The organism is Youngiibacter multivorans, assembly GCF_017873395.1.
GTDB lineage: Bacteria > Bacillota > Clostridia > Clostridiales > Clostridiaceae > Youngiibacter > Youngiibacter multivorans.
In genome coordinates this window covers 61,689-78,280 of the sequence record NZ_JAGGKC010000013.1, presented here as the reverse complement: position 1 = coordinate 78,280, position 16,592 = coordinate 61,689, and the positions used below count along the sequence as shown (strand labels likewise).

At 44.6% G+C, this 16,592-nt stretch carries 14 protein-coding genes; 13 read left to right on the top strand and 1 reads right to left on the bottom strand.

Annotated elements, in window-relative coordinates; translation table 11 throughout:
* Nucleotides 1-158: 158 nt before the first annotated feature.
* The 11 genes from zupT (at nucleotide 159) to J2Z34_RS08930 (ending at nucleotide 13,885) form a co-directional block, all read left to right on the top strand.
* Nucleotides 159-1,007 (top strand): zinc transporter ZupT, encoded by an 849-nt coding sequence (gene zupT / locus J2Z34_RS08980; RefSeq protein WP_209459529.1) that lies wholly within the window; start codon nucleotides 159-161, stop codon nucleotides 1,005-1,007.
* 75 nt (nucleotides 1,008-1,082) lie between these two features.
* A complete protein-coding gene (locus J2Z34_RS08975) occupies nucleotides 1,083-1,835 on the top strand; it encodes a hypothetical protein (protein ID WP_209459528.1) in 753 nt (250 codons plus the stop codon).
* 221 nt (nucleotides 1,836-2,056) lie between these two features.
* A complete protein-coding gene (locus J2Z34_RS08970; protein WP_209459527.1) occupies nucleotides 2,057-4,699 on the top strand; it encodes a YfhO family protein in 2,643 nt (880 codons plus the stop codon).
* Nucleotides 4,692-5,654, top strand: a complete 963-nt coding sequence (locus J2Z34_RS08965) for a glycosyltransferase (RefSeq protein ID WP_209459526.1) — start codon at nucleotides 4,692-4,694, stop codon at nucleotides 5,652-5,654. The genes J2Z34_RS08970 and J2Z34_RS08965 overlap by 8 nt, the downstream gene beginning before the upstream one ends.
* A 1,204-nt stretch (nucleotides 5,655-6,858) precedes the next feature.
* On the top strand, nucleotides 6,859-8,739 hold the full coding sequence (gene htpG, locus J2Z34_RS08960) for a molecular chaperone HtpG (protein WP_209459525.1): 1,881 nt from the start codon (nucleotides 6,859-6,861) through the stop codon (nucleotides 8,737-8,739).
* A gap of 166 nt (nucleotides 8,740-8,905) precedes the next feature.
* Nucleotides 8,906-9,403 carry a DUF7000 family protein gene (locus J2Z34_RS08955; RefSeq protein ID WP_209459524.1) on the top strand — a complete coding sequence of 166 codons (498 nt, stop codon included), beginning with the start codon at nucleotides 8,906-8,908 and terminating at the stop codon, nucleotides 9,401-9,403.
* A gap of 132 nt (nucleotides 9,404-9,535) precedes the next feature.
* Nucleotides 9,536-9,976: an SRPBCC family protein gene (locus tag J2Z34_RS08950; protein ID WP_245250584.1), complete on the top strand. Its 441-nt coding sequence runs from the start codon at nucleotides 9,536-9,538 to the stop codon at nucleotides 9,974-9,976.
* 254 nt (nucleotides 9,977-10,230) lie between these two features.
* A complete protein-coding gene (locus J2Z34_RS08945; RefSeq protein WP_209459522.1) occupies nucleotides 10,231-10,770 on the top strand; it encodes a flavodoxin family protein in 540 nt (179 codons plus the stop codon).
* A 25-nt stretch (nucleotides 10,771-10,795) separates the two neighbouring features.
* The gene (locus J2Z34_RS08940) at nucleotides 10,796-11,821 is read left to right on the top strand and encodes an aldo/keto reductase (protein WP_209459521.1); all 1,026 of its coding nucleotides are present in this window, start codon (nucleotides 10,796-10,798) and stop codon (nucleotides 11,819-11,821) included.
* Between the two features lie 57 nt (nucleotides 11,822-11,878).
* Nucleotides 11,879-13,204, top strand: coding sequence for an MATE family efflux transporter (locus J2Z34_RS08935; RefSeq protein WP_209459520.1), 1,326 nt, complete (start codon nucleotides 11,879-11,881; stop codon nucleotides 13,202-13,204).
* A gap of 105 nt (nucleotides 13,205-13,309) precedes the next feature.
* Complete coding sequence (locus J2Z34_RS08930; RefSeq protein WP_209459519.1) at nucleotides 13,310-13,885, top strand: histidine phosphatase family protein; 576 nt, start codon at nucleotides 13,310-13,312, stop codon at nucleotides 13,883-13,885.
* 124 nt (nucleotides 13,886-14,009) lie between these two features.
* On the opposite strand, the gene J2Z34_RS08925 is transcribed toward J2Z34_RS08930, so the two are convergent.
* Nucleotides 14,010-14,438, bottom strand: coding sequence for a helix-turn-helix domain-containing protein (locus tag J2Z34_RS08925; protein ID WP_209459518.1), 429 nt, complete (start codon nucleotides 14,436-14,438; stop codon nucleotides 14,010-14,012).
* 137 nt (nucleotides 14,439-14,575) lie between these two features.
* Here J2Z34_RS08925 and J2Z34_RS08920 point away from each other — a divergent pair, with 137 nt between their 5' ends.
* Both J2Z34_RS08920 and recA read left to right on the top strand, forming a co-directional pair.
* Complete coding sequence (locus J2Z34_RS08920) at nucleotides 14,576-15,076, top strand: CarD family transcriptional regulator (RefSeq protein WP_209459517.1); 501 nt, start codon at nucleotides 14,576-14,578, stop codon at nucleotides 15,074-15,076.
* Nucleotides 15,077-15,169: 93 nt separating this feature from the next.
* Nucleotides 15,170-16,234: a recombinase RecA gene (recA, locus tag J2Z34_RS08915; protein ID WP_209459544.1), complete on the top strand. Its 1,065-nt coding sequence runs from the start codon at nucleotides 15,170-15,172 to the stop codon at nucleotides 16,232-16,234.
* The last annotated feature ends 358 nt before the right edge of the window (nucleotides 16,235-16,592 follow it).

Genomic DNA, 16,592 nt, shown 5'->3' with positions numbered 1-16,592 from the left:
ATTTGCTATAATACTAGGTAGAATTAATAAATAAATGATATTCAGATAGAATGCACAAATCGGTCTATCGGAGTAAGTGAGCATGCTGAAATAAGCGTGCCGCATTTTGTCAGATTGATTTGTAACGTTGTGATTCAAAAGTACCTATGGAGGAACAAATGGAAAACCTGTTTTTTGCTTTTGCACTTACCTTATTTGCCGGACTGAGCACTGGCGTTGGAAGCATGCTGGCTTTCTTCATGAAGAAGAGCAGCCCGAGGTTTCTATCGATCAGCCTGGGTTTCTCTGCCGGAGTAATGATATATGTATCAATGATTGAAATTTTTTACAAGGCAAGGACAAGCCTGATCAATGAACTTGGTCTTGAGAAGGGTTCATGGATAACTGTCATAGCCTTCTTCGCCGGCATGTTCCTTATCGGTATAATCGACAAGCTGATACCATCTTCGGAGAATCCGCATGAGATGCACACCATAGAGGAAATCAACGAGGAGAACCCTGATGAAGGGCATCATGCGGAGCAGATCAGGAAGCGTGAAGAGGCAAAGAAGAATCACAAGCTGCTCAGAATGGGTCTGTTCACTGCACTGGCCATAGGAATACATAATTTCCCTGAAGGCCTTGCCACATTCATCGCAGCTCTGCAGGAGCCGCAGATCGCTATACCAATTGCCATGGCAATAGCGATCCACAACATACCTGAAGGTATAGCTGTTTCAGTTCCAATCTACTATGCAACAGGAAGCAAGAAGAAGGCATTGTTCTATTCTTTCCTGTCAGGACTATCAGAGCCGGTTGGAGCGCTTGTTGGGTATCTCATCCTCATGCCGTTCATGAGCGAAACCCTAATGGGAATAATCTTCGCTCTCGTCGCAGGAATAATGGTGTTCATTTCTCTTGATGAGCTGCTTCCCTCAGCCAGGGAATACGGTGAACATCATCTGTCCATATACGGACTGGTAGCCGGTATGATGGTAATGGCAGTGAGTCTCCTCCTGTTCATATAGAAACAACCAGTCAAAAAGCGCACTTTCCATTAGGTAAAGGAACACTTAGGTTCTAATTATTGGGGTACTGAAGCGATGAAAAAATCTGATATATACAGGGAAAAACTGCTTTCGATGGAAAACTGGGACGAGTATCTTCTTGATGAATCCTGTCTTCCTGGTCCCAGGGCGAACATAGAACTTGCGCAGGCTGTTGCCGAGGCTGGAGACCTCTCCAGGTTCAGGAGGTATCTTGAATATGGCAGTGAAGCAGCTCCATATGGTTCAGCGCTTGAATTTTTACCTTTCTGCGGAGTCATTGGTTTAGGGAAGGTTCTCGCAGAAGGAAATCTGGAGTTAATTGAAGAACTACGAGTCCATGCTTCAGACACCAGATGGCGGATAAGGGAAGGGGTAGCCATGGCACTTCAGCGGTTCGGCTACGCTGACATAAATTGTCTCTTGAATGAAATGGCCAGTTGGAGCCATGGTAATCATTTTGAAAGAAGAGCGGCTATAGCTGCACTTTGTGAACCAGGACTGCTGGGAGACCCTGGGATCATAGTGCAGGTCCTTGACCTGCTTAATAGGATTACAGGTGAAATACTGGATGGTGATCATCGGAAATCCGAGGGTTTCTCTGCCCTTAGAAAAGCATTGGGATACTGCTGGAGCATAGCTGTTGCAGCTGATCCGGAAGCAGGAAAGAGCCTTATGGAAAAATGGTTCAGTTGTAAAGACAAGGATATCCGATGGATAATGAAGGAAAACCTTAATAAGAACCGCATCAGGAAGATAGAAGGGATATGGGCTGAGCACTGGATTGAAGAATTTAGCAAGGACAGATGATCTGATTTGACTATCGCACCTTTATATCAGGTGTTTTTGTTTATTAATATTTTGTGATCAACCAAGGTTTACTTGTCTGAAAACAGCGGAGATGAAAAGGATACCGCTGCATGGTATAATGTTGTAGGCAAATGGAGCCATTGAAGAATTAAGACAAATATACAATGATATTAATACTGGAGTCTCATACGTCAGATTTTATCGCTAAGGTGGGATACTGCTTGAAATCCAAAAGTAACAGCATCAGGAATATTACAACGTTTATCAGCAAGCATCATATCCTGCTGATGTCTTTTTTTGTTCCATCCTTTATTCTGCTCCTGGCTTATGCGGTGATCGGGGTATTTCCGTTCCAAGGCAGGAATATACTTACAGTAGACATGTATTTCCAATACGCTCCGTTCATATCGGACCTTCAGGATAAGCTGACTTCATTTTCAAGCCTTATTTATTCCTGGTCAGGCGGAATGGGTATAAACTACCTTCCTCTATTCGCATATTATCTGGCCAGTCCTATTAACTTACTTACAGTGATTTTTCCGCCACAGTTCATTACAGAAGCGATCCTTGCGATTACGCTGATCAAGGTTGGGCTTGCAGGGCTTGCCTTCAATTTCTTCCTTAGGTCTGTATATGGTGATGAGGACCTAAGTTCCGTAGCATTCTCATCATTGTATGCGCTGTCTGGCTTTGTTCTGGCATATTCATGGAACATTATGTGGCTGGATTCGATTTATCTTCTGCCACTTGCAGCATATGGTCTTATCAGGCTGGTCAGGGAAGGCAGGGGGTTCTTCTATTGCCTTGCACTTGCTGCAGCCTTGATTACAAACTTCTATATGGCATTCTTCATCTGCATCTTCATGGTATTCTATTTTATTGTCATTCTTTTAAGGCATCACAGTATCCGGAAGCCTCTGGTACTTCTTGGAAGGACAGCCCGGTTCGCTGGATATTCTCTGCTTTCTGGCGGATTGTCTGCTTTTTTGCTTCTGCCTACATTCATCCAGCTTGGGACAACCTCGGCGGCTGGGGATACTTTTCCTAAGACCGTAAAGACCTATTACGATATATTCGACTTCGTAGTCAGGCATTTTCTGACGATAGATCCAGTAATTCGAGATGGAGCACCGAACCTATACAGCGGAATAGCAATTCTGATGCTTGTTCCCATGTATTTTCTGGTTAAAAGGATTCCGCTGAAGGATAAGGTTCTGAATCTCTCGCTTCTCATTTTTTTGCTTGCGAGCTTCAACATCAACATCCTTAACTTCATATGGCACGGCTTTCATTTTCCAAACCAGCTTCCATACAGGTATTCATTCGTATACATATTCCTCGTGCTTACAATGGCCTATGAGGGATACAGGGCGCTTGATGAGTTCAGCGGTAAACAGGTTGGAATGATAAGCATGGCGGTGCTTATCGTAATAATGATATCCCAGAAGTTCGAGGACCTTAAGCTTCCACTCCATACTGTCTATGTGAGTGCTGCTTTCGTTATCCTTTATGCAGCCGCCTTTGCCCGTATGAGAAGTTCCAATGCAAGAAGGTTCAGAGGAGGCTCAGCGCTTCTCATTGTATTGGCTCTGGAGCTCTTAACCAATACGATTGTGACTGTGGTGAAAATCGACAGCGCTGAAAGCTATTCATCCAGGGAAGGATATTCAAGCGGCATAGAGGTTCGTGAAATAAGGGAACAGATTTCAATGCTTCTTGAATCTGACAGGGACTTCTATAGGATGGAGGTAATCCCCCACAAGACACATAACGACCCTGCGCTATACAACTACCCGGGAGTATCGGTGTTTTCTTCAACGATCGCAGAGAAGCCTGTGGACCTGATGGATGAACTGGGGCTAACCAGCAATGGCATTAACAGCTATGTCTATAGTGGGTCTACCATTTTAACGGATTCACTTCTTGGCATCAGGTATCTGATCTACAGGGAGCTTAATGTAGAAGAGAAGCTATATCTGAAGGTTTCAGAGTCTGATGAGCTGGATGTGCTTAAGAACCCATACGCACTTTCACCGGGATTCATGGTCGGCTCTGATATCATTAGCTTCAAGAGCAGCATAGGCAGAGACCCGCTTGATACCCAAAGGCTTCTTTTTGAAGCAATCAGCGGAGTGGCGGATGTGCTTCAGCCCATAGACCAAGAGGTTGGTGAGGTCAATAACCTTACGATATCCGGAACAGGCAGGTACAGCTTCAGCCGCACAAGCAAGGAAAGCGGCTCCTCAGCAACCATAGGACTTGAGTTTGATGAGAGCAGGCAGGTTTACCTCTACTATGATGCGCCGTCCTCCATGAAGGGCAAGGGATACATCACGGTAGGCGGTGTGAAGTCAAGCTTCGAAGCCAACCAGTCCTCTGTAATCAGCCTTGGATACTGTGAGGCGGGGACGACTGCCGAAGTGCTCATAGAATTTGACAAGTCAGACGCCGAGTCAGGTAGGTTCGAGATATATTCATACAGCATGGACTTGGAAGCATTTGAGAAGGGCATTTCTGAAATCAGAGAGAATCAGCTGGAGATTGAGAGCTTTTCAGATACATCGATCCTTGGAACGGTTGATTCCGCCTATGGCGGAATGATGGTCATGTCCATACCCTATGACAAGGGCTGGAGTATAACGGTTGATGGAAAGAAAGTGGAGACAACTGCAGTAGATGAGAGCCTGCTGAGCTTCGAGGTACCTGAAGGCAGCCATTCAATCCGCCTCAGGTTCTTCACTGACAAGCTGGCTGAAGGTATTGGAATTACAGCAGTATCTGCTTCAATCCTGATCTTTCTGGCTCTAAGGCGGAAAAAGGCTGATACTATACATCTAGGAAGGGACGTGGAAGACAATGGATAAGAAAGTAACGGTAGTCATTCCCGTATATAACGAGGAGCTGCTTATCAATGAGAATGTTGGTGTGATAGCAGGATACCTCAGGCAGGCAGGAACAGGCTTCACAATCCTTCTTGTTGATGATGGATCGAGAGACAGCACCTGGCAAAAGCTTAGGGAGCTGTCGAAGGAACATGATTTCGTTAAGGCACTAAGGCTCAGCAGAAACTTCGGCAAGGAGGCTGCCATTTGTGCAGGCCTTGAAGAGGCGGATGGCGATGCCTGTATCATTATGGATTCTGACCTCCAGCATCCGCCTCAGCTGATACCTGAGATGATAAGGCTTTGGAAGGAAGATGGCTATGATGTCATAGAAGGTGTGAAGTCCTCCAGGGGAAACGAGAGCATGGTCAAGAAGGTAGGGGCGGGTATGTTCTACAGCATACTCAGCAAGCTGTCAGGCCTTGACATGCAGCAGGCTTCAGATTTCAAGCTACTTGACAGGAAGGTTGTAGATGCATGGAAAAGCATGAACGAAAGGGGAACGTTCTTCAGGGGAATGTCCGCCTGGGTAGGGTACAACCGCAAGAGCCTGCCTTTTTCCGTAGGAACAAGGACAAGAGGAACTTCAAAGTGGAGTGTCTTCAACCTTTTCAACCTGGCAATCAAGGCGATTACATCGTTCTCATCATTCCCACTCCACATTGTCACCTTCATTGGGCTTTTCTTCCTTGTCGGTGCCCTAATTCTTGGAATACAGACCATATACATGAAGGTGTCAGGCATGGCCTTGAGCGGCTTCACTACAGTTATCCTGCTGCTTCTCATCATAGGCAGCGCACTGATGATAAGCCTTGGAATAATTGGAACATACATTGCAAGGATTTATGAGGAAGTCAAGTTCAGACCGAGATATATTGTGTCCGAAAAGGCTGCAGGAGCACTCAATCATGAGAAAATAGAAACATACAAAAAATAATAACATAATGGTAAATGTTGAAACGGCTTGGTCTTGACGAAAAAAAGGCCTGGACCTTCCATGACTTAAGCCATGAGGCACAACAGCTGGATTAACAGAACAGTTTGAGGCAATTCGCGTTACAAGATGCCTTGCGGATTGACCAAAAAAGGAAGAGCTATTCCTGATACTTGGAATAGCTCTTCCGCTGTTATCACTTCCGGAAATTCAGGTTACAGCTTTATGTGATCATTCTGTGCGCACACAATAAACGCCAATTTGCATGCTAAATTATTTTCAGAAGCCAAAGGACTAAAAGAACAACCAGAATTGTTCCTAATATACCCAATCCTCCACTCACAGAACCTCTCCTTCCAAATGAAATATTTTTCAAGAATGATACAACAGATTCAGTTTGCTCGGAATCTATCATATCAGCATCATCGAATGTAATAACGTTCTTCAATAGCAGAAATGTGATGAAAGGCTAGAAACTATCACCTGCACCGCAGCTGCCCATAACATGTTAAGCAAATTTCCTCTATGATATTTTACAAGTTCTTTATACTTGCTTTTTCATTTTTCCGTTGAATCTGTCATAAATAGACCACATTTTCTACATACGCGAATAGTGGATTCAATCATTTGACAATCAATCAGGTTGGAGAATGGTTCTTCATATGTTTTCTGATTAATTTAATTATACTCCTAATTGCCTGAAAATTCACTAAATTTAGGGGCGTAAATAGAGTGAACCTTTTGCTCTAGACTAGATAGCATCTGAATTTCCTTGCTCTGAATACAATTCAGTTAGAGTCTTAATTAGTAATTAGACTCAAAGAACTTTCTTGGAATAAATTGAGCTGACTCTAAGCCTGGATAATGCTTGAACTTAAGAATCTGATTTTTTTAAAAGTCAGAGATTCAATGACTGACATCACAATATCCAAATATGCCATGAACTGCTGCGATGGGTCTGAAATGAGGCGCATGGCGGTTCTTGCATCTTTTTTTAAGTGAGAGGTATTGACAACATTTGGAGGATAATGTATATAATAAATAGAGTTAGCACTCGATGGGTGAGAGTGCTAAAGCTTGAAATTACAATCAAAATAAGAAAAATCGTGATTGAATAGCAGATTATGGGAAGCGCCAGAGGTTCGTCCCGCTGGCGATTTTTCATGAAATCTGTGAAAGTCATGATCTGAGAAAAGGAGAGTTAATTTTGGAAAAGAAACAGTTCAAGGCAGAGTCCAAGAGGCTACTAGACCTCATGATCAACTCAATTTACACGCATCGTGAGATATTCATAAGGGAGCTCATCTCTAATGCCAGTGATGCCATTGACAAGATGTACTACAAGGCACTAACTGATGAGTCAATAAAGTTCAACAAGGACGACTACTATATCGAAATCATCCCGGATAAGGGAAATCGTGTCTTAAAGATCAGAGATACCGGAATTGGAATGACAAAGGAGGAGCTTGAGGAAAACCTAGGAGTCATCGCCAAGAGCGGATCCCTGTCATTCAAGAAGGAGAATGAGCTGAAGGACGGCTATGATATCATAGGCCAGTTCGGTGTGGGCTTCTATTCAGCGTTCATGGTTGCTGACAAGGTAACAGTGACCAGCAGGGCAGTTGGCTCTGACAGCGCATGGAAATGGGTGTCAGACGGGGCTGATGGCTATACCGTGGAGCCTGCAGAAAAGGAAACACATGGCACTGAAATCTGCCTTGAGTTAAAGCAGAGCACTGAGGATGAAAAATACGACGATTATCTTGAGGACTACAGGCTGAGGTCACTTATAAAGAAGTATTCTGATTTCATAAGGTATCCCATAAAGCTTGAAGCAACACGCACTAGGCTGAAGGAAGGCTCCGAAACCGACCGTGAAAGCTATACTGAGCTCCAGACAGTTAACAGCATGGTTCCTATCTGGAGAAAGAACAAGAACGAGCTAAAAGCTGAGGATTACGAAAACTTCTACTCTGAGAAGCACTATGGCTTTGACAAGCCTCTTAAGCACATACATATGAGCGCTGCGGGAACAGTGAGCTTCAATACGATCATGTTCATCCCGGAGAGCATCCCGTTCGATTACTACACCAGGGAATACGAGAAGGGGCTTGAGCTGTATTCCAACGGAGTCCTCATAATGAACAGATGCCCGGACCTTCTTCCAGACCACTTCAGCTTCATGAAGGGTATGGTGGACTCAGAGGACCTATCGCTGAACATATCAAGGGAGATGCTTCAGCATGACCGTCAGCTTAAGCTCATTGCCAAGAGCATCAAGAACAAGATCAAAAATGAGCTGCTATCGATGTTGAAGGATGACAGGGAAAAGTACGAGACCTTCTTCAAGGAGTTCGGAAGACAGCTGAAGTACGGCCTTTACAGCGATTACGGTGTAAACAAGGAAGACCTTCAGGACCTCATCATGTTCTACTCCAACAAGGAAAAGAAGTTAGTAACCTTGACCGAGTATGTCGGACGTATGCCTGAATCACAGAAGTACATATACTATGCAACCGGAGAGACACCCGAAAAGATTGACAGGATGCCTCAGACGGAGATAGTTTCCGAAAAGGGCTATGAGATACTTTACTTCACCGACGATGTGGACGAGTTTGCCATCAGGATGCTGATGAAGTATGGTGAGAAGGAATTCAGGAACGTATCAGGCGGAGACCTTGGAATTGATACTGAAGAACAGAAGGAAGAGGACTCAGAGGAAAACAAGTCAAACGACGAGCTGTTCAGCAGCATGAAGGTTAGTCTGGGAGACAAGGTAACTAAGGTAAGGGCTTCAAGGAGGCTCAAGAACCATCCCGTATGTCTTGCCAGCGACGGCGAACTGAGCATCGAGATGGAAAAGATACTTAATGCGATGCCCAACTCAGAAGGCATAAACGCAGACAAGGTACTTGAGATCAATACTCACCACGAGGTGTTCGAAAGCCTGAAGAAGGCCTTCACGGAGGACAAGGACAAGTTCAACCTCTATACAAGCCTGCTCTACAATCAGGCACGCCTTATAGAGGGACTTCCGCTAGAGGACCCGGTTGAGTTCACAAACCAGATCGTAAAGATAATGAAATAGAAGGTGCGCCTGAAGGTCAGGAAAACTCTGGCCTTCAGGCGTATTTTTTACACTAAAATTTGTCATATCAGCCAGCTGCCTATTAAGTGATGTTAACATGGCTAGTATTTGTGATATCCTTGAAATGAATGATTGACCATTAGATGAAGGTGAAAAGGAGGAGAACATGGATAAGCTGAATGAGCAGATCAAAAAGTATCACGATGAGCTGCAGAAGGGGTACCTTCAGGATGCGTACAGGGGCATAATGGAATTCATTGCAGATATAAGGACACATCTGTCTGAAGTGTATCCTGAGATGGCTATAGGAGCGCTTTACCAGGGCTTCATGGACATGACTTTCTTCACGATCACTCCTGAAACCTTGAAAAGACAGAGGCTTAAAGTCGCACTTGTTTATCTTCATGAGAGTAATAGCTTTGAAGTCTGGCTTTCAGGAGCCAACAGGCAGGTACAGGCGGATTTTCTGAAACTTCTTAAGGGTAGAGACATACCAGGCTGCGAGCTATCTGAAGCAGCTCCAGGGGTAGATTCAATAGTAGTTCGAAAAATCCCTGAGGACCCTGATTTTAGCGATCTGAAATCCTTGCGAAACCGCCTGGAAGTGGAAACCATAAAACTCATTTCGGACATGGAGAAATTGCTAATGGGTGCAGTGGAATAGATGATGCAAGTGAGGCTATATTTAGTAGAAATTTGCGTGATTGACAAAAAACTAAACATAACAGAAATTTAATCGGCTTGTTTTCTGCTGTACACAATTTCCGGTTAACATCACTTCATGGAGGTAATATCTATGGAAACTGAAAAGAATATCAGCATAACAGTAGAAACAAAGGTTGAGGCATCCCTGGATAAGGTCTGGGAATGCTGGACCGAGCCAGTGCATATAGTAAATTGGAACAACGCTTCTGATGACTGGTTTACGCCTCGTGCCGAGAATGACCTGAGGACTGGCGGAAGCTTTGTATCAAGGATGGAAGCAAGGGATGGCAGCACGGGATTTGACTTCGGCGGAAAGTATGATGAGGTCATACCGAAAAGCCTGATTGCCTATACAATGGAGGATGGCAGGAAGGTAAGGATAACCTTCAAGGAAGAGGATGGGGTCGTAAGGATAATTGAGACCTTTGACGCTGAGCATACATTCCCGCCTGAGTACCAGAAGGCCGGCTGGCAGGCTATAATGGACAACTTCAGGAAGTATGTGGAATCAAAATACGGGATTTCAAGATAAGGTCAATGAATATGCGCCTTCGGACAATATCAATCCGAAGGTGCTTTTTTATACCCTTGCATAACCTGCTTAATCTGGAGCTGGATTAAGGTAGTATCCTGAAACCATACAATCTGATGAATATCTTTTTAAATTATGATTTCCAACTATTTGAGAATCATAACTCGAAAATGATAATTTACTGGAGAAGATGGGATATAATTAAGGGAAAGGCATGATATCGTTAAATAAGTGAAAATTAATCGGAGGGGAATATGGGTAAGAAGATACTGATCATATCGTCAAGTCCGAGAAAATCGGGAAACACTGATATCTTGTGCGACAGGTTCAAGGAAGGTGCCATAGAGTCAGGGAATGAGACTGAAACAATATACCTGAGGGAGAAGAACATCGGAAACTGCCTGGCGTGCGATTCCTGCAAAAGGAACGGGGGCGAGTGCATAAGGAAGGATGACATGGAAGATGTCCTCCGGAAGATGATGGTTTCTGATGCCATAGTCATGGCAACTCCGGTCTACTTCTACAATATGAATGCCCAGATGAAGAATCTCATAGACAGGACCTATTCCAGATATCTTGAGATCAAGGATAAGGAGTTCTATTTCATGCTGACTGCGGCTGATGATGACATCAATGCCATGGTCAGGACTGTGGAGGGCTTCAGGGGTTTTACCTACTGCCTGGAAGGTTCTGTTGAAAAGGGAATAGTATATGGTATCGGCTCCTGGAACAAGGGTGATGTTAAGGGAAAGAGAGCATTTGATGATGCTTATGAGATGGGAAGGTCAGTCTGACAAAAGATAAGAGGGGGATTTAGGTATGGCAACCGTAAGGCTAGGAAAAACTGAAATCACAGTTGAAAAGAACGGATTTGGTGCTCTGCCGATACAAAGGGTAAGTACTGAAACTGCTGTAGGACTTCTCAGGAAGGCATACGACGGAGGTATTAGGTTCTTCGATTCTGCACGAGGGTATTCGGACAGCGAGGAGAAGCTGGGACTTGCCTTTGAGGGTATGAGGGATAAGGTATTCATCGCAACAAAGACCCATGCGAAGACTCCTGAGGCATTCAGGAAAGACCTTGAGAAGTCACTGGTGAATCTCAGGACTGACTATATCGACCTTTATCAGTTCCACTGGCCTAAAGTTTGCTACAAGCCTGGTGACGGAACCGGAATGTACGAATGCATGCTTGAAGCTAAAGGACAAGGAAAGATAAGGCATATAGGGGTCACAAACCACCAGCTTGACGTTGCACATGAGTGCATAGATTCAGGCCTATATGAGACACTCCAGTTTCCATTCAGCTACCTGTCCTCCGAGAAGGACATTGAGCTGGTGGAAAAATGCAAAAAGGCGGACATGGGCTTCATAGCGATGAAGGCTCTTGCAGGGGGACTGATAAACAACTCCACGGCTGCTTACTCTTTCATGTCAAGGTACGACAATGTTCTTCCCATTTGGGGTGTTCAGCGCGAGACAGAGCTTGATGAGTTCTTGAGCTATGTGATGAATCCGCCAATGGCTTCCGCAGAGCTTGACCAGATCATAGAAAATGACAGGAAGGAGCTTACAGGCGCATTCTGCAGAGGATGCGGCTACTGCATGCCGTGCCCTGTAGACATTGAAATCAACACAAGTGCAAGGATGTCACTTCTTCTAAGAAGGTCTCCTTCTGACAAATGGCTTTCAGACCAGTCCCAGGAGATGATGAGGAAGATTGAGGATTGCCTTGAATGCGGACAGTGCAGTTCAAGATGTCCTTATGGCCTTGATACTCCGGAGCTTCTTAAGAGAAATTATGAGGATTACAAGAAAATACTATCCGGAGAAGTCAGGATCTGATGAGGGGAAATCCTGCAACAGAAGTTGATGCCGCGAGCAGTGAAAGGCGAGGCCAGTATGTTTACAGATAGCTCTCTCAGAAAACTGATAATACCTCTGTTCATGGAGCAGCTGCTCATCATAGGCGTAAGCATGATCGCCACCATGATGGTATCCTATGCCGGTGAGGCAGCTGTGTCAGGAGTATCCATAGTCGAGATGATCAACTTCCTGCTCATCAATGTGCTGGCAGCCCTTGCTACCGGCGGCGCAGTTGTCGTATCCCAATACATAGGCAACAAGGATATGGAGCATGCCCGGAAGGCGTCTAACCAGCTTATACTTACAACTTCAATGATTTCAGTGTTTTTCCTGCTCCTGGTGGTGATTTTCCATAAGCCTGTACTGATGCTCCTATTCGGAAAGGTAGAGCCTGAGGTAATGGATGCAGCTGTTGTCTACTTCCTGTTATCAGGACTCTCATACCCATTCCTGGCAGTCTACAATTCCTGTGCAGCACTTTTCAGGTCAATGGGGAAGTCACATATTACCATGGGAGTTTCAATAGTGATGAATGTTATGAATGTCATAGGAATATCGGCTGGGATATTCATATTTAAGACAGGAGTCATGGGAGTCGGAATTTCAGCTCTTCTTTCCAGAATGCTTGCAGCTGCCATTATGATTGTCAAGGTTCAGAATAAGACCAATGAGGTTCATGTTGAGCTTTCCGGAGTGTTCAAATGGAACAGGGAGATGGCTGGCAGAATACTAAGTATAGCTGTTCCAAACGGAATAGAAAACGGACTGTTCCAGCTCGGTAAGGTGCTTCTGGTAAGCATAATCGCTCTGTTCGGAACTGCCCAGATAGCTGCCAACGGAGTTGGAAACAGCCTTGCCATGCTGTCTATAAGCTTCGCACTAGCCATGAACCTAGCGATTGTAACTGTCATAGGGCAATGCGTCGGGTCTGGGGACTACAAAGAAGCTGAAAGGTATCTTAAGAAGCTGATGAAGATCACTTATATTGGAAATGCGGCCATGGGCCTTGTAATACTCATATTTCTGCCTGTGCTCCTTAAGCTTTATACCGTATCTGATGAAGCCATCAAAATCACCTATAGCCTGATACTTGTCCATAACCCCATATCCATACTCATATGGCCAATTTCCTTTACACTAGCCAATGCACTGAGAGCATCAGGGGATGTGCGCTATACAATGGTCGTTTCCATTGGAAGCATGATTTTGTTCCGGCTGGTATTCTCTTACATTCTGGGGGTAGTTTTCAACCTTGGAGTTCTCGGAGTCTGGATAGCCATGTGCATTGACTGGGTGGCAAGGGCCTTCTTTTTCGGGTACCGGCTCAAAAGCGGAAAATGGAAGGAATTCAGGGTAATATGACGTGGAATTCAGTTTATGAATCAGTTTGTGAAGATTGAGAATCTGAAACAGATCTATATTAAGGCAGTGGCTGCAGATATTAATGACAAAGGATTGTGATTAAATATGAAGAAGACGTTCTACATAATGAGGCATGGGCAGACACTTTTCAATGTCCGCAGAAAAATACAGGGGTTCTGCGATTCTCCACTGACTGAGCTCGGAATCAAGCAGGCAAAGATCGCTTCAGAATATTTCAGCGGGGTCACCTTCGACCATGCCTACAGCTCAACCTCCGAGAGATGCTGCGATACCCTGGAAATAGTCACAGGCAACAGCATGCCATACACCAGGCTCAAGGGTCTGAAGGAAATGAACTTCGGGACGTTCGAAGGCGAGAGTGAAGACCTGAACCCGAAGGATAAGGTCGTCTTCGGCACATTCTTTGTAGCATATGGCGGAGAAGCCAGGGATGAGGTGCGTGAACGGATGGTAAGGACGTGCACCGAAATAATGGAGAAGGACGACCATAACGTGGTTCTAGCTGTATCACACGCAGGAGCATGCCTTCATTTCCTGTCCCACTGGCAGGATACCACGGAGGAGCGAAAGAAGGGATGGCCTAACTGCACCATATTCAAATATGAGTATGAGGACAAGGTATTCAAACTCCTGGAGATATTCAGGCCTGAACTTAGGTAACGCGCGATACCAATAGAAGATTTCCGTGTAAATTCAGAGAAACCATCTATAAGGTTCATTCTGGACTGAAAAGCTATAAGGAATGAGCCAGGACATGATGTGATATTCTGTCCTGGCTCGTTCATTAGATTCCCCAGTCTGCCATGAGGATTTCTTTTAGATGAGTAACCTTGTCTCTGCCAATATGGTCTGCAATGTTGTCAATAAGTTCAGCCTTGAGTGCAAGGTTCTTTTCATAGCATTCCTCGCCCAAGGTAGTCATACTGATGCATTTGTCCTTGTTGTTTTCAGTTGAGTCTTCAATTATCACAAGTCCTCTGGATTCCAGTCCTCTGACTATCTTATGAGTCGCCTGCCTTGATATGTCCACGCTCTTTGACACTTGCGCAAGGGTAGGCCTTATCCTATAGATTCTCGCCATTATGAACCACTCAGAATTGGAGATGCTGATATCGCTTCTGTCATTCCACGTCTTTTCAGTGATTTTTCTAAGAAGAAGGTGACGTTCGCTTATAAGGTCTATTAGGTCCAGATTTTCCAGTATTGGCTTCAATGATCTCACTCCAATCGATTTTACAACACAAATATACTGTAACATGGGATGATTGTCAACCAAATTGACAATTTAACCCTTTTGGTGTAAAATGGTTATAGTCAACCAGGTTGACAATATGGAGTGAGGGAAGAGTAATGTTCAATAAGGGAGATATGATGATCTATTCATCCCATGGCATTTGCCTTGTGGATGACATTTGCAGCAACAAATTTCAGGGAGTGGAAAAGGACTACTATGTGCTTCACCCGATAGCGGACAGGAAACTTATTATAAGCATACCTGTGGACAATGAGAGCGTGACGATGCTTGAGCTAATTGAGGAGGACGAGGCTGAGAAGATAATTGATTCCTTCAGGAAGCCGGGAAGAAGCTGGATAGAGATAAACAACGAGAGGAACCAGATATATGCTGAAACTGTAAAGACAGGTAACCGTAAGGATATTGCGGGAATAGTCAATACACTGATGAGAAGAAAATACAGTGCAGAGCAGGCAGGAAGAAAATTCAGCGACAAGGACAAGAAGCTTCTGAATGTAGTTCAGGGAATACTGTTCACGGAGCTGGCAATATCGCTTGGAACTACCTTTGATGTGGTCAACGAGAGGGTGACGGCTCTTCTATCCGATGAAGCGTGAACATAGACAGAATCAGCTGAGAAGTTCAGAAGAATTATGATAATCAGCCTTTAAGGCTGGGAAGGTTCCGTAAATTACGGATTTAGGATGAATATGGTTATAAAGACAGACAAACTCGCTGCACTGGATACAGTGATCAGCCAGATAGAGAAACAGTTCGGAAAAGGATCGATAATGAAGCTTGGTGCAAATGCTTCAATGAACATCGAGGTCATACCCACAGGATGTCTGGCCCTTGACATTGCCCTCGGTGTGGGGGGAGTTCCAAGAGGAAGGGTAATTGAAATATACGGACCTGAATCCTCGGGAAAGACAACCATCGCTCTGCACATAGTTGCTGAAGCGCAAAAGGCAGGGGGAGCTGCAGCGTTCGTGGATGCAGAGCATGCGCTTGACCCGTCCTATGCCAAAAGGCTTGGAGTCAATACAGATGACCTTATAGTCTCACAGCCGGATACCGGAGAGCAGGCTCTTGAAATCACCGAAGCACTCGTAAGGTCTAATGCGATAGATGTGATAGTGATTGACTCAGTTGCCGCCCTTGTGCCAAGAGCTGAGATAGAAGGCGAGATGGGAGATTCCCACGTGGGACTTCAAGCAAGGCTCATGTCACAGGCTCTTAGGAAGCTTACCTCCGCGATAAACAAGTCAAACTGCATAGTCATATTCATAAACCAGCTCAGGGAAAAAATCGGTGTAATGTTTGGAAGTCCTGAGACAACTACTGGAGGAAGGGCACTAAAGTTTTACTCGACGATAAGGCTTGATATCAGAAGAATAGACTCCATAAAGACTGCAGATGAAGTGGTTGGCAACAGGACCAGGATCAAGGTCACCAAGAACAAGGTTGCACCTCCATTCAAGCAGGCTGAATTTGATATCATCTATAATGGCGGAGTCTCAAGGACAGGCTGCCTTATTGATATCGGAGTGAATGAGGGAATCGTAGATAAGGGTGGAGCCTGGTTTTCCTACAAGGGAACAAGGCTTGGCCAGGGAAGGGAGAACTCCAAGATTTTCCTGAAGGATAATCCTTCTATTGCAATCGAAATTGAAAACAGGATCAGAGACAAGTTCAAGCTGCCACTTCTCAAGGAAGAGGACATGGAAAAGATGACTGAACAGGCAGTTAAGAATACTGTGGAAATGACTGAATAAGATAAGGCGCTCAAGAGAAATTCCACTTGAGCGCCTTTTATAGGTAGTGAGACATGCTGCAAAAGTAAGTGCTGGAGAGAAGGTAAAAGAAGATGTTAGCACAGGGTAATTATCAGAATATTTGAAACATTAGCATTTTGAAGCATGGGAGAGTATTCGGGGGATAATCGTTATTAGTTGCTTGTAGCGGACATCTGCGGTGTTTGATTATATTCCTATACGGCGGTATACTAGTAATAAGCTCCAAGGAATTCCCAAGACAGAAGACTTACAGAGCCGGATAAAGAAACAGAACATTTCTTCAAACCAAAAGTATCGGTAAAGTAAAATTTACTATACCCTTAAAGAAAAAGTGAAA